Origin of the sequence: Streptomyces sp. NPDC048295, assembly GCF_040652135.1 — a bacterium.
Classification (GTDB): Bacteria; Actinomycetota; Actinomycetes; order Streptomycetales; family Streptomycetaceae; genus Streptomyces.
Window position 1 is genome coordinate 181,234 of sequence record NZ_JBEZLL010000017.1, and the last position, 13,431, is coordinate 194,664.

At 73.6% G+C, this 13,431-nt stretch carries 15 protein-coding genes; 7 read left to right on the plus strand and 8 right to left on the minus strand.

The annotated features are described in order from the left end of the window. The first annotated feature begins 100 nt into the window (after positions 1-100). Positions 101-913 (plus strand): hypothetical protein, encoded by an 813-nt coding sequence (locus AB0D53_RS25015; protein WP_362450254.1) that lies wholly within the window; start codon positions 101-103, stop codon positions 911-913. A gap of 1 nt (position 914) precedes the next feature. Here the strand turns inward: AB0D53_RS25015 and AB0D53_RS25020 are convergent, their stop codons facing one another. Together AB0D53_RS25020 and AB0D53_RS25025 are read right to left on the minus strand one after the other, a co-directional pair. After that, positions 915-2,288 (minus strand): ATP-binding protein, encoded by a 1,374-nt coding sequence (locus AB0D53_RS25020; protein ID WP_362450218.1) that lies wholly within the window; start codon positions 2,286-2,288, stop codon positions 915-917. Between the two features lie 7 nt (positions 2,289-2,295). Then, on the minus strand, positions 2,296-2,970 hold the full coding sequence (locus AB0D53_RS25025; protein ID WP_362450220.1) for a response regulator transcription factor: 675 nt from the start codon (positions 2,968-2,970) through the stop codon (positions 2,296-2,298). Positions 2,971-3,098: 128 nt separating this feature from the next. Between AB0D53_RS25025 and AB0D53_RS25030 the strand changes: the two genes are divergently transcribed. Beyond that, complete coding sequence (locus tag AB0D53_RS25030) at positions 3,099-3,704, plus strand: Uma2 family endonuclease (protein WP_362450256.1); 606 nt, start codon at positions 3,099-3,101, stop codon at positions 3,702-3,704. Between the two features lie 66 nt (positions 3,705-3,770). On the opposite strand, the gene AB0D53_RS25035 is transcribed toward AB0D53_RS25030, so the two are convergent. From AB0D53_RS25035 to AB0D53_RS25045, 3 genes are all read right to left on the minus strand, one after another. Next, positions 3,771-5,303, minus strand: coding sequence for a PTS transporter subunit EIIC (locus AB0D53_RS25035; RefSeq protein ID WP_362450222.1), 1,533 nt, complete (start codon positions 5,301-5,303; stop codon positions 3,771-3,773). 48 nt (positions 5,304-5,351) lie between these two features. Then, a complete protein-coding gene (murQ, locus tag AB0D53_RS25040) occupies positions 5,352-6,317 on the minus strand; it encodes an N-acetylmuramic acid 6-phosphate etherase (RefSeq protein ID WP_362450224.1) in 966 nt (321 codons plus the stop codon). Positions 6,318-6,388: 71 nt separating this feature from the next. Then, positions 6,389-7,306, minus strand: coding sequence for a MurR/RpiR family transcriptional regulator (locus AB0D53_RS25045; RefSeq protein WP_362450227.1), 918 nt, complete (start codon positions 7,304-7,306; stop codon positions 6,389-6,391). Positions 7,307-7,476: 170 nt separating this feature from the next. On the opposite strand from AB0D53_RS25045, the gene AB0D53_RS25050 reads away from it, so the two are divergent. Further along, a complete protein-coding gene (locus AB0D53_RS25050; protein ID WP_072487914.1) occupies positions 7,477-7,845 on the plus strand; it encodes a hypothetical protein in 369 nt (122 codons plus the stop codon). After that, positions 7,842-8,114 carry a DUF4031 domain-containing protein gene (locus AB0D53_RS25055; RefSeq protein ID WP_329818299.1) on the plus strand — a complete coding sequence of 91 codons (273 nt, stop codon included), beginning with the start codon at positions 7,842-7,844 and terminating at the stop codon, positions 8,112-8,114. Before AB0D53_RS25050 ends, AB0D53_RS25055 begins: the two co-directional genes overlap by 4 nt. Before the next feature lie 6 nt (positions 8,115-8,120). Here the strand turns inward: AB0D53_RS25055 and AB0D53_RS25060 are convergent, their stop codons facing one another. Next, positions 8,121-9,353, minus strand: a complete 1,233-nt coding sequence (locus AB0D53_RS25060; RefSeq protein WP_362450229.1) for a Cmx/CmrA family chloramphenicol efflux MFS transporter — start codon at positions 9,351-9,353, stop codon at positions 8,121-8,123. 80 nt (positions 9,354-9,433) lie between these two features. Further along, the gene (locus AB0D53_RS25065; protein ID WP_362450231.1) at positions 9,434-10,108 is read right to left on the minus strand and encodes a hypothetical protein; all 675 of its coding nucleotides are present in this window, start codon (positions 10,106-10,108) and stop codon (positions 9,434-9,436) included. A 144-nt stretch (positions 10,109-10,252) separates the two neighbouring features. Between AB0D53_RS25065 and AB0D53_RS25070 the strand changes: the two genes are divergently transcribed. From AB0D53_RS25070 to AB0D53_RS25080, 3 genes are read left to right on the plus strand one after another with little or no spacing between them, the layout of a single operon-like run. Further along, positions 10,253-11,002, plus strand: a complete 750-nt coding sequence (locus AB0D53_RS25070; protein WP_362450258.1) for a 5-oxoprolinase subunit PxpA — start codon at positions 10,253-10,255, stop codon at positions 11,000-11,002. Further along, positions 10,999-11,655 (plus strand): allophanate hydrolase subunit 1, encoded by a 657-nt coding sequence (locus AB0D53_RS25075; RefSeq protein ID WP_362450233.1) that lies wholly within the window; start codon positions 10,999-11,001, stop codon positions 11,653-11,655. Before AB0D53_RS25070 ends, AB0D53_RS25075 begins: the two co-directional genes overlap by 4 nt. After that, positions 11,652-12,539, plus strand: coding sequence for a biotin-dependent carboxyltransferase family protein (locus tag AB0D53_RS25080; RefSeq protein ID WP_362450236.1), 888 nt, complete (start codon positions 11,652-11,654; stop codon positions 12,537-12,539). The genes AB0D53_RS25075 and AB0D53_RS25080 overlap by 4 nt, the downstream gene beginning before the upstream one ends. Here the strand turns inward: AB0D53_RS25080 and AB0D53_RS25085 are convergent. Continuing rightward, positions 12,523-13,431: HAD-IC family P-type ATPase (locus AB0D53_RS25085; protein WP_362450237.1), on the minus strand; the 909-nt coding region annotated here is incomplete at its 5' end. The genes AB0D53_RS25080 and AB0D53_RS25085 overlap by 17 nt on opposite strands.

Consider the following 13,431-nt stretch of genomic DNA (forward strand, 5'->3'; position numbering starts at 1 on the left):
GGTCCCGGGCGCAATGTGTCCCGTACCCCCGGAGCCGCTGGAGCGCAGTCAGGAAAATTTCAGGGAGCCCCTGCCAGCGTGCCGTTCCATGACAACCGACATGACGGACACCTACGCGCCCGGAGGGCGCACGCGGGCGCGCCGGATGCTGAACAAGGTCCCGGAAGTGACCCTCTACTTCTGGGTGATCAAGGTGCTGTGCACCACCGTGGGCGAGACCGCGGCCGATCTGCTCAATGACAATCTCGGCATGGGGCTGACCAACACCTCGTACCTGATGAGTGCGCTGCTGGTCGTCACCCTGGTCTTCCAGTTCCGGGCGCGCTCCTACGTACCGGGGCTGTACTGGCTGTCCGTGGTGCTGATCAGCGTGGTCGGCACGCTGATCAGCGACAACCTGACCGACAACCTCGGCGTCCCGCTCCAGACCACGACGGTGGTGTTCGCGGTGGCGCTCGCGGTCACGTTCTTCGCCTGGTACGCGAGCGAGCGGACGCTGTCGATCCACTCGATCCGGACGACGCGGCGCGAGGCGTTCTACTGGCTGGCGATCCTGTTCACGTTCGCCCTGGGCACGTCCGCCGGCGACCTGACGGCGGAGAAGCTGAACCTGGGGTACTGGCTCTCCGCGCTCGTGTTCGCGGCGCTGATCGCGGCCGTCGCACTCGCTCACCGCACGCTCGGCTTCGACGCGGTGTGGTCGTTCTGGATCGCGTACGTCCTGACCCGGCCGCTCGGCGCCTCGCTGGGGGACTACCTCTCGCAGCCCACCGCGGACGGTGGCCTCGGGCTGGGCACGGTCGGCACCAGCGTCCTGTTCCTCGTCGTCATCCTCGGCCTCGTCGTCTTCCTGACCCGGACCCGGCGCGATGTGGCACAGGACGACCCCCTGGAGGCGGCCGGCGCGCGGTAGGTCAGCCGGCGGGAAGGGTGACCACGAAGCGTGCGCCGGGGGCGGTGGCGTCCAGCGCGATGTCGCCGCCCGCGGCCCTGGCCAGTCGGCGGGCCAGGGCCAGACCGAGTCCCGCGCCGTCGTGTCCGTCCTCGGGGTGGGCACGGCGGCCGGGTTCGAAGAGCGAGGCGACGAAGTCCGGCGGAACGCCGGGGCCGTCGTCGGACACGTACAGCGTGATCTCGCCCGCGCCCGGTGCGCGGGCGAGGGTGACCGACCGGGTCGCGTAGCGGCGGGCGTTGTCCAGGAGCGGCGTGAGGATGCGCTCGGCGACGTCCTCCGAGACGCCGATGGTCACGTCCCGTGTGCCGTCCGCCGTGACGGTCACGGGCGGGGCGTCGGGGAACTGGACCGCGTTGCGCCGTGCCAGGCGGTGCGCGATGTCGGGGAAGCGGGAGCGGCCGGGGGCGTGCGCGTTGCGGGTACGGACCTCCGAGAGCAGCGAGTCGCAGATCTGCTGCATGGTCGAGGCGGCGCCCGCGATGGCCGCCAGGGAGGTCTCCTGCTGTTCGGCGGTGCGCGGCCGTCCGCCGAGCCATTCGGTCTCGGCGGCGATCCTGGCGAGCGGGGTGCGCAGTTCGTGGGACAGCTCGGCGGCCTGCTGCTGCTCGTGGCGCAGGACCGCGGCCAGCCGGTCCAGCAGTGCGTCCAGGCTGGCGGCGAACGCGGCGAGTTCGGCGGGCCTGCCTTCGGCGCCGAACCGTTCCGGGGCGCCCGCGGCGCTCCACCTGGTGGCCTGCTCGCTCATCGCGGTCACGGGGCTCAGCGCCCGCCGTACGACGAGGCGGGTCAGGAGATAGATGGTGGCGAGCAGGAGCACGGCCAGGGTGATCGAACCGATCAGTGCGGTGTCCGCCGTGCTGCGGTAGGGGTCGAGGCTCACGGAGCTGACGACGGTCCCTGCCTGGGCGGGCGGGTGTCCCTGCCGGGCGGGGGTGTCGAGGGGGAAGGCGTACAGCCGCCACGCGCCGGGACTTCCGGTGTCGCCGAAGGCCTCGCGCCGGCCGGCGAGCCGGGCCGCCCGCGCTTCCAGGCCGGCGGGCGCGGTGGGGGGTTTCTCGATGACCCTGCCGCCCTGGAAGATCCAGACCCCGGCGTCCAGAGCCCGGTCCTCGGCCGGTTCCCGGACGACGAGCCGGCCGTCCGGGCGCACGTCCACGGTCGCTGCCACGGCCTCGGCACGGGTGCGCAGGACGTCGTCGGCCTGGCCGTGCAGCCGCTGGTCGAGGGCGAGGTTGAAGACGGTGGTCAGGACGCCGATCCACAGCGCGCCGGTGGCGAGGGCCATCAGGGCGAGGCGGCCGCGGAGGGTCCGGGGGGTGAGGAGGCGGTTCATCGGGGACTCACCCGAAGCGGTAGCCGACGCCACGGACCGTGCCGATGCCCCGGGGACTGTCCGACTCGCGGAGCTTGCGGCGCAGGCGGGCCAGGTACTGGTCCAGGGTGTTGTCGCTGACCTGCGCCCCTTCCGGCCATCCCGCCCGCAGCAGCGTCCGGCGGCGCACCACGGAGCCGGGGTCCGCCATCAGACACGCCAGCAGGCGGAACTCGGTCGGCGTCAGGGCCACGGGGCGGCCGTGGACCGTCAGCTCGTGCCGTGTCGGGTCCAGCCGCAACGTGCCCGCGCTGTCGGCGAGGGTGCTGCCGCGGTGCCCGGCACGGTTCAGGACCGCGCGGACGCGGGCCGCGAGTTCGCTGAGGTGGAACGGTTTGACCAGGTAGTCGTCGCCGCCGGAGGCGAAGCCGGAGAGCCGGTCGGTGAGATTGCCGTGGGCCGTCAGGAAGATCACCGGAACGGTGAACCCCGCACCGCGCATCGCCTGGCACACATCCCGCCCGTCCGAGTCCGGCAGCCCCACATCGAGCACGACCGCGTGCACCGACCCGTCGACCGCCTTCAGGGCGGCGGCGCCGTCGGCGGCGGTCACGACGTCGAAGTCCTCGTCGCGCAGGCCACGGGCCAGGACGTCGCGCAGGCCGTGGTCGTCCTCGACGACAAGAATGCGTGCTGCGGTCACCGGGCCAGTATTGCGCGGCCGGTCACCGCATGCGTCACACGATCGTGGGACGGCTGATCGGAGCGGCGAACCGCCGCGGAACCGTCGATCTACGCTCCTTCGGCAGGCCACAGGAGAAGGGACTCGCGATGACTGCCGCGATGGCCGGGAACGGCCGGGCGGCCGGGGGCCGCCTGTGGGACTACCTGCTGCGGACATGGCGGGAACTGGACGTGCCCGAGGGGTGGCGTGCCGAGATCGACGAAGAGCGGATCGTCCTGGTACCTCCGCCTCATGCGCATCACCACGGCATCGCGGCCGAAGCGCAGCGCAGGCTTTACGGAGATTTGCCCGAAGAGCTGGAGATCTACCAGACCCTCGGTATCCACGTGGCCGCGCTCGGCAAGCTCTATGTGCCTGATCTGGTGGTCATGCCCTCGGAGCTCATCGACACCGCCGACCCCGAGGTCGACGACCCGATGGACGCGGCGGAAGCGCTGCTCATCGTCGAAGTCACCTCGAAGGGCAACGCCCGGGACGACCGGACGAAGAAGTACCGCGCCTATGCCCGCGCGGGCGTGCCGATGTATCTGCTGATCGACCGGTTCGACACACGTGGGGCGATGGCCACCCCGTTCACGGAGCCCAACGAGGACGGGACGTACAAGCACTCCGACCCGGTGCCGTTCGGGAAGCCGCTGGTCCTGCCGGAGCCGTTCGGTACGACGCTCCTCACGGATGAGTTCCCGGTCTGAGCGGACACGGGCGAGGGCGGCACCCGACGCCGGGTGCCGCCCTCGCCCCTGTCCGGGTGCCCGGGGTCAGACCCCGGCCGGTTCCTTCGTCGGGCTGTCGGGGCCGGTCGTCGGGGACGTCGGGCCGCCCGTTGCCGCGACCGTGGATTCGGCCGGTTCCTGCGCGACGTCGAACTCCGCCAGCAGGTCCTTGCCGAAGCCGAAGAAGTACGTCGCGAGGAACCCGGTGAGGTAGCCGACCAGCAGGCCGCCCGCGTAGATCGCGGCCGTGGTGCCCAGGCCGTGGTTGCCGTCGAGGAGGGGGAACAGCGCCCAGCCGGACGGGCCGATGGCCGTGGAGCCGACCTTGTCGCCGAGCTGGTTGAACAGGCCGATGAAGCCGCCGCCGAACGCGCCGCCCACGCACGCCGTGATGAACGGGCGGCCGAGCGGGAGGCTGACGCCGTAGATCAGGGGCTCGCCGACGCCCAGCAGGCCGGCCGGGAGGGCGGACTTGATGGTGCGGCGGATCGACTCGTTGCGCGGGAGGCGGAAGTAGACCGCCGCGGCCGCGCCGACCTGGCCGGCGCCCGCCATCGCGAGGATCGGGAGCAGCACGGTGTAGCCCTGCTGCTCGATGAGGGTGGTGTGGATCGGGATGAGCGCCTGGTGCAGCCCCAGCATCACCAGGGGCAGGAAGAGGCCGCCGAGCACGAAGCCCGCGCCCGCGCCGCCGTTGGAGAGCAGCCAGTCGGCGAACGTGCCGATGGCGGTGGAGACCTCACCGGCCACGTACATCAGGCCGAAGATCGTCACCAGGCCGGAGACCAGGACCGTGAGCGTCGGGGTGAGCAGTACGTCGAGTGCCTCGGGCACCCAGCGCCGGCACCACTTCTCCACGTACACCGCGAGCACCGCCGCACCGAGCGCGCCCAGCACGCCGCCCTGCCCGGGGGAGAGCTTCTGGCCGAACGCCTCGATGTTCGCGACCCCCGGGAAGACGATGATCGCGGCGACCGCACCGCCCAGGATCGGCGTACCGCCGAACTCCTTCGCCGCGTTGTAGCCGACGAACACGGCGATCAGCGCCATGAAGCCGGACGCCATCGCGGCCAGGGCGGGGGTGACCGAGGTCAGCCAGCCCAGGTTCACCAGCAGGCCGTTGAGGCCGGCGATGATGCCGCAGCCGATGAGCGCCGGGATCAGCGGGACGAAGATGTTCGCGATCCTGCGCAGGAACAGCTTGAACGGGGTGGCGTTCTTCGCCTTGCGTGCCGCCTTCATCGCGGCACCCTGGGCGGCCAGTTCGTCCGCCGAGGCGGAGGGCGCGGCTTCGCCCGGTTCGGGGGTCGCTGCCCGGCCCTCCTCGACCAGCTGCTCGAACTCCGGCGTGACCCGGGCGACGGTGCCGGGGCCGAGGACGATCTGGTACGTGTCGTCCTCGACCACGCCCATGACGGCGGGGACCGCCTTCAGGGCCTCGTCGTCGACGAGCGAGCGGTCGTGCAGACCCAGCCGGAGCCGGGTCATGCAGTGGGCGATGGAGCTGACGTTCGCTGCGCCACCGACGAGCGGAAGGATCGCGGCGGCGGTGGCGCGGTTCTTGTCTTCTGTTGCCATGGTGCTTGGGGCCTTGCTGTGCGGGGGTGCGGGGGTGGTGCAGGTGGGTCAGGTGGTGCGGGGGGCGGCGGCGAGGGCAGCGCGGAGGTGGCCGTCGGACGCGGTCAGCAGGGTGGCGGCGGTGGGGCCGTCGACCTGGCCGAGGATGGTGAGGATGGCGTTCTTCACCTCGCCGTCGGTCGCGGCGAGCGCGGCCTCGATCTCCTCGTCGGACGCCCCGGTGGCGAGCGAGACGATCCGGCGGGAGCGGGCCCGCAGCTTCTCGTTGGAGGCGCGGACGTCGACCATCAGATTCCCGTACGTCTTGCCGAGCCGGATCATCGTGATCGTCGAGATCATGTTGAGGACGAGCTTCTGGGCCGTGCCCGCCTTGAGCCGGGTGGAGCCGGTGAGCAGCTCCGGGCCGACGACGACCTCGATGCCGTGCTCCGCCGCGGCGCCCAGCGCGGAGTCCGCGTTGCAGGACAGCCCGATGGTCAGCGCGCCCTTGCGGCGGGCGTGCTCGACGGCGCCGATCGCGTACGGCGTACGGCCGGAGGCGGAGATGCCGACCACGGTGTCGTCGGCGGTGAGCTCCAGCGCGTCGAGGTCGGCGGCGGCCAGCTCCTTGCTGTCCTCGGCGCCCTCGACGGCCTTGACCATGGCGGTCGGGCCGCCCGCGATCAGGCCGACGACCTCGGAGGGGTCGGTGTTGAAGGTGGGCGGGCACTCGCTGGCGTCGAGCACGCCGAGCCGGCCTGCGGTGCCCGCGCCCGCGTAGATCAGCCGGCCGCCGCGGGCCATGCGTTCCGCGGTGCCGTCGATGGCGGCGGCTATCTCGGGCAGCCGGGCGCCGACGGCGGCCGGGACGGACTGGTCCTCGCCGTTCATGATGCGGGCGATTTCCAGCGTGCCGAGCCGGTCGATCTCGGCGAGCTCGGGCCGGAACGCCTCGGTGGTGAGCGTCGCGAGCTGGGCGCGCAGTTCGCCGTAGCCGTCGGAGGCGGTGGGGTCGGCGTCGGTGGTGGAGGTCATGGAGGGCGGCTCTGCTTTCTCGGTCTCGTACGGTTCAGCGGGTGCGGGGGGTTCGCGGATCGTTGGGCCGGTCAGCGCGGGCGCGGGGTGTGGCGGTGGGCCAGCGCCTCGTAGGAGGCGGCGAGGGCGGGTGCGGCCGTCTCGTACGTGCGCTGCGCGACGCCTATGAACAGGCAGTCGACCACGAGGAGCTGGCTCGTGCGGCTCGACATGGCGGCGGGCCGCAGCTCGCTCTCCCGGGCGGTGGACGTGGTCAGTACGTGGTCGGCGTACTGCGTGACGGGGCCGTCGGGGCGGCCGGTGATCGCGACGGTCGTCGCGCCGCGGTCGAAGGCGACCCGCAGCGGCTCCATGACGTCGACCGTGGAGCCGGAGTGCGTGATCGCGATGGCCACGTCGCCGGAGCGGAGCTGCACGGCGTTGGTCACCGCGAGGTGCGGGTCCGTGTGGGAGTGCGCGATCAGGCCGATCCGGGCCAGCTTCTGCGCGAGGTCCTGGCCGACGAGGGAGGAGGCGCCCACGCCGTAGATGTCGATCCGCCGGGCGGTGGCGGCGGCGGCCACGGCGGCACCGAGCTGGACGGTGTCGAGCCCCGCGGCCGTGTCGGCGAGGGTCTGCTGCTCGTCGTAGGCCAGCTTGGCGACCACGTCGGCGATCGGGTCGTCGACCGCTATGTCGGCGGTGACGGAGGGGGCCCGGCCGGACTGCTGGTGCGCCGCGAGCCCGGCGAGGGCCAGGCGCAGATCGCGGTAGCCGGGGTAGCCGAGGAGGCGGGCGGTGCGGACGACGGTCGCCTCGCTGGTGCCGGTGAGTTCGGCGAGACCGGTGACCGTGAGGGCAGCGCAGCCGGCCGGGTCACCGGCCACGGCCTCGGCGACGCGCTGCATGGAACGGGTCATCGAAGGCGCGAGCGTGCGCACCTTGGCCGCGAGGGCCGCCGGGGCGGGCGGGGAATCAGCGCTGAAACTTTCCTTCAGGTCATGGGTCACCTTTGAAAGATATTTTCAACCGTGTTGCCCGTCAACCCCCCCTTTGGTCCCTGCCTCCCCGGAGCCCCGGTCCCCGGGTCCTGGGCCGCTGTCCCCGATGCCTCCGACAGTGCGGAAAGGGGTGCGGCGGGCGCGCGAGGCGGGTTCGCGGCCGGGGTGACAATGGGCCCATGGAGATGAACCCCCTGGAACAGGCGTTGCACACGGCCCGCGCGCTGGTCATGGCCGATCTCGCCGCAGGTGACGTCGCCGAGGCCGGGATCGTCTCGCTGGTCGAGGACGCGGTGACGCACCGGCGCTGGTGGGTCGAGCAGTGGCCGGACGGTGCCGCGTTCGTGGTCGGACTCGTCGCCCAGGACGTCCAGGACGCACTGCTCGAACGGTACGGGCGATGGCCGCTCTGCCCGGTCTGTGACGCGGGCGACCCGCACGCCCTCGACGTCGAACCCGAACTGGGCCCCGACCCGCACTGGGTGTGCACCAAGGCCGCCGTGGCCGTGGCGCCGGTCGGTTCGCTGAGCGGGATACTGCGGCGGTGACCCTCTACATCGACCCGCCCGAGTGGCCGGGGCACGGGCGGCTCTGGTCGCACCTGGTCAGCGATGTCTCCTTCGAGGAGCTGCACGCCTTCGCGGCGTCCATCGGCTGCCCGCCGCGCGCCTTCGAGCGGGACCACTACGACGTACCGGAGACCCGGTACGCGGACGCGGTGCGGGCCGGGGCCCGGCAGATCGGCTCGAAGGAGCTCGTCCGCCGGATCACCCAGGCGGGGCTGCGGCGGCCCAAGGGGCGGCCCGCACCGGGCTGAGACCGCTCAGGCGGTCGTCGAGGGCGCGCACTCCCGGGCCGCGTCCTGCGACGCGGCGGCCGGGGCGCCCGTCACCAGCCGGGACGACGAGCCGCGGCCGCGCTGGAGCCGCAGCGAGAACACCACGGCCACCAGTGCCAGCACCGTCATCGCCGCACCGGCCCACGCGGTCGCCGCGAAACCGAAGTCCGCGTCGATCACCGTGCCGCCCAGCCACGGGCCGCCCGTGTTGCCCAGGTTGAACGCGGCCGTCGTCGTCGCACCGGCCAGCGTCGGGGCGGCGCCCGCGACATTGAACATCCGGGCGTTCAGCGCCGGGGCCGTGTAGAACGCCGACAGGCCCAGCAGGAACGAGAGCCCGACCGCCGCGACCTGGTTCGACGCGAACAGCGCCAGTGCGACCAGGAAGACCGTCGAGGCCGCGATACCGCTCATCAGCACCCCGAAGAGATGCGCGTCGGCGACCCGCCCGCCGATCGTCGTACCGACCAGCGCACCGATCCCGAAGAGCGCGAGCACCGTCGGCACCCAGCCCGAGTCCAGCCCGGCGACATCCGTCAGCAGCGGGGCGAGATAGCTGAACGCGCAGAAGACGCCGCCCGCGGCGAGCGCCGTGATCACGATCGACAGCCACACCTGCCGGTCCCGGTAGATGCTCATCTCCTGCTTGAGCCGCGGCTTCCGCTCCGGCAGCGGAATGCGCGGAATCAGCGTCGCCACCCCGACCAGTGCCACGGCGGACGCCGCGCCCACGGCCCAGAACGCCGACCGCCAGCCGAGGTGCTCACCGAGGAACGCCCCCAGGGGCACGCCCAGCACATTGGCGATCGACAGACCACCGATCATCACGGCCATCGCGCGGGCCCGCGCGTTCACCGGCACCATCGCGATGGCGACCGCCGCCCCCACCGCCCAGAACCCGGCACAGGCGAACGCGCTCACCACCCGGGACGCGAAGAGCACCTCGTACGTCGGGGCCAGCGCGCCCGCCACCTGACCGAGACCGAAGACGGAGATCAGGGCGATCAGCGTGGTGCGGCGCGGCAGCCGGAGCGTCGCCACGGCGAGCAGCGGGGCGCCGACCACCATGCCGATCGCGAAGGCGGATATGAGGAGTCCGGCACGGGGGATCGACACGTTCATGTCGTCGGCGATGGGCGGCAACAGCCCGGAGAGCATGAATTCGCTGGTTCCCAGGGCGAAGACCGAGAGACCCAGGATGTATACGGCCAGGGGCATGCGAGAGGAACGAACGGCAGAGTCGGGCATGACAGCTGCCAACAGCGGCCCCGGCCCCGGCATTCCCCCGCGGCCGCGGGTCAGTGGCCGAGCAGCTCCAGTTCGGTCAGCAGATTCTTCCGCGCCCGCGGCTCCCAGTGCTCCGTCCCGTACGGCGTACGGAACAGCCTCGGCAGCGCGAGCAGCTGGCGCAGCACCGTGGCCCGCCCCTCCCGGAACGCGTCGTCGGGCACGAAGCCGTACTCCTCGCGCACCTGTGCCGCGTACGCCGCGTACTGCCTCGGGGGCGCCGCGAGAATGGCCAGATCCGCGTCGCAGAGCACCTCGCCGTCGGCATCGCCGTCCGCCGGGTCGTGGGTGACCGTCAGCCGCACCAGACGGGCCACCTCGGCCGTGACACCGTCCGGCACCCCGGCCTCCGGGAGGGCACGCCGGGCCAGCGCGGCGCTGCGCTCCTCGTTCTCGGACCGGTCCGGCCGGTACACCGCGTCGTGGAACCAGGCGGCGAGGCGTACCGCGTCGGGGTCGGCCGCGTACCCGGCGAGCGTGTCGATGTGATCGAGCACCGCGACCAGGTGCGCGGTCGTGTGGTACCGCCGCTGCGGCTCGGCCCAGCGCGCCAGCAGGTCGGCGGCGTACGGCGCCGGATCGGGCCCGTCGGCCCCGCCCCGGACGGCGACCAGGCAGTCGTGCCAGCGGCGGTGCAGGAGTCCGTCGTCCGCGCCGCCGGGATGGGCCTGAGCCGTGTCGTCCATGCTCCGAGGTTAGAGGGTGGGGCCGTTCGCCGCGGGGCACGGGCCGAAGGCCCGCGCTAACGTGCGCCCGTGACGAATCTGACGAACCTGACGGGCCGGGCGGACGGCCCGGGGCCGGCGGACGGGCCGGGTCCGGCCGTGGCCATGGACCTCAACGCGGATCTCGGCGAGGGCTTCGGGCGCTGGACCCTCACCGACGACGAAGCGCTGCTCGCGTCCGTGACCAGTGCCAATGTGGCGTGCGGCTTCCACGCGGGGGACGCCTCGGTGATGCGGCGGGTCTGCGACACCGCGGCAGCCCGGGGCGTACGCATCGGCGCACAGGTCTCGTACCACGACCTGGCGGGCTTCGGGCGCCGCGCCATGGACGTACCGGCCGCCGAACTCGCCGCCGAAGTCGCCTACCAGATCGGTGCGTTGCGGGTGTTCGCGGAGGCGGCCGGTTCCCGGGTCTCGTACGTCAAACCGCACGGCGCGCTCTACAACCGCACGGTCCGCGACGACGAGCAGGCCGCCGCCGTGATCGAGGGCGTCCGGCTGGCCGGCGGGGACCTGGCGGTCCTCGGGCTGCCCGGCTCCCGGCTGCTCGCACGGGCCGGGGAAGCGGGCCTGGCCGCCGTCGCGGAGGCCTTCGCCGACCGCGCGTACACCCCGCAGGGCACGCTCGTACCGCGCGGCGAGCCCGGCGCGGTGGTGCACGACGCGGACGAGGTCGTGCGCCGCGGTGTCGGCTTCGCGGTGGACCGGTGCGTGACCGGGGCCGACGGCGGCCGGACCACCGTCGTGGCCCGGTCGTTGTGCGTCCACGGCGACACCCCCGGAGCGGCGGCGCTCGCCCGGCGGGTACGGGCCGCGCTGGAAGAGGCGGGCGTCGCGGTACGGGCGTTCGCATGAGTACGGGGCACCTCACCGGCCGGCCGCCGGTCGTGCTGCCCGCCGGGCCCCGGGCGCTCCTGGTCGAACTGGGCAGCCGGGAGGACACGGAGGCCTTCCACGCGGAGGTGCTGCGGCGCCGCGCGGCGGGCGAACTGCCGGACGTACGCGAGATCGTGCCCGGCGAGCGGACGGTGCTGCTCGACGGCATCGCGCGGGGCGGCGCCGCGCTCGCCGAGGAACTGCGGTCCTGGCCCGCACCACCGCCGCGGCGCGACACGGGCGAGGCGGTGGAGCTCCCGGTCGTCTACGACGGACCGGACCTGGCCGATGTCGCCGAGGCCTGGGGGGTGACCGCCGCCGAGGTGCCCCGCATCCACGCCCGAACCGAGTTCCGGGTCGCCTTCTGCGGGTTCGCCCCGGGCTTCGGCTATCTGACCGGTCTGCCGGACCGTCTCCACCTGCCCCGGCGGGCCACGCCGCGGACCCGGGTCCCGGCGGGCGCGGTGGCGCTGGCAGGCCCGTACACCGGGGTGTATCCGCGCCCGTCCCCCGGCGGCTGGCAGCTCATCGGCCGGATGCCCGACCCCGGCCCGCTGTGGGACCCGCACCGCGAACCGGCCGCACTGCTGGGGCCGGGGGCGCGTGTGCGGTTCGTGGCGGTGGGGCGGTGACGGGGGCGGTCGAGGTGGTCAGGGCCGGGGCCCTGACCACAGCGCAGGACGGGGGCCGGGCCGGTCTGGCGCACCTGGGGGTCGGACGGGCGGGCGCCCTCGACGCACCGGCCGCCCGGCTCGCCAACCGGCTGGCCGGCAACCCGGTCGCCGCGGCGGTCCTGGAGACCACCGCCACCGGCTGCGCGGTCCGCCCGGACCGCGCGGTGCGCGTGGTCGTCGGCGGTGCGCCCTGCCGGGTGACGGTGGACGGGCGGCCGGTGGCGTGGGGCGCGGCGGTGCGCGTACCGGCGGGCGCGGTGCTGGACGCGGGGCCGGCGGCGTACGGCCTGCGCAGCTACCTGGCGTTCGCGGGTGGCCTGACACCGGAGCCGGTGCTCGGCAGCAGGTCAGCGGACCTGCTCTCCGGACTCGGTCCGGCGCCGCTGCGCGACGGGGACGTACTGCCGCTGGGCCCGGAGCCGTCGAGCCCCCGGGGCGCCGACGCCGTGCCCTGGCCGGGCATCCCCGCCGAACTGGTGCTCCCGCTGAGCCTCGGCCCCCGCCACGCCTGGTTCACCGAGGAGGCGCTGCACACGCTCACCACGGCCGTGTACCGCGTCTCGCCGGACAGCAACCGGATCGGCCTGCGCACCCGGGGCCCGGCCCTGGCCCGCGCCCGCGAGGGCGAGCTGCCCAGCGAGGGGATGGTGCTCGGCGCGGTCCAGGTGCCGCCGGACGGGCGGCCGGTGGTCTTCCTCAACGACCATCCGACGACCGGGGGCTACCCGGTCGTCGGCGTCGTGCACGAAACCGCACTCGCGGGCGCGGCACAGGCGGTGCCGGGAACCCGGGTGCGGTTCGTGCGGTCGGGGTGGGGGCCGGGTCCTACGCCGCCGCCCTGAACCCCCGCAGCCGCAGCGAGTTGCCGACCACGAAGACCGAGGAGAACGCCATCGCGGCGCCCGCGATCATCGGGTTGAGCAGCCCGGCCGCGGCGAGCGGCAGAGCGGCCACGTTGTAGGCGAAGGCCCAGAACAGGTTCGTACGGATGGTGCCGAGGGTCTTGCGCGACAGCCGGATGGCGTCCGCGGCGGCCCGCAGGTCCCCGCGCACCAGCGTCAGGTCGCCGGCCTCGATCGCGGCGTCCGTGCCGGTCCCCATCGCCAGGCCCAGATCGGCCTGGGCGAGGGCGGCGGCGTCGTTGACCCCGTCGCCGACCATGGCGACCGAGCGGCCCTGTGCCTGGAGCTCCTTGACGACGTCGACCTTGTCCTGAGGCATGACCTCCGCGTACACCTTCTCGATCCCGACCTCGGCCGCGACCGACTCGGCCACCGCCCGGTTGTCGCCGGTCAGCAGGATCGGGGTGAGGCCCAGGCCCCGCAGTCGCTCGATGGCCTCCGCGCTGGTGTCCTTCACCGCGTCGGCGACTTCGAGTACGGCTCGTGCCTGGCCGTCCCAGGCGACGGCGATGGCGGTCCGGCCGGCGGCTTCGGCCTCGGCCTTGCGCCGGGCCAGCTCCACCGGGAGGTGGATCTCCCACTGGGCGAGGAGCTGTTCGCGGCCGACGAGGACGGCGTGGCCCTCGACGATGCCCTGGACGCCGAGGCCGGGGACGTTGGCGAAGTCCTCGGGGGTGGGCAGGGGGGCGGCGGTGCGTTCGGCGGCTCCGGTGGCGACGGCCTGGGCGATGGGGTGCTCGGAGGAGTGCTCCAGGGCGCCGGCGAGGCGGAGTGCGTCGGTCTCGTCGGTGTCGTCGGCGGTGTGGACGTCGAGGAGGGTCATGCGGCCGGT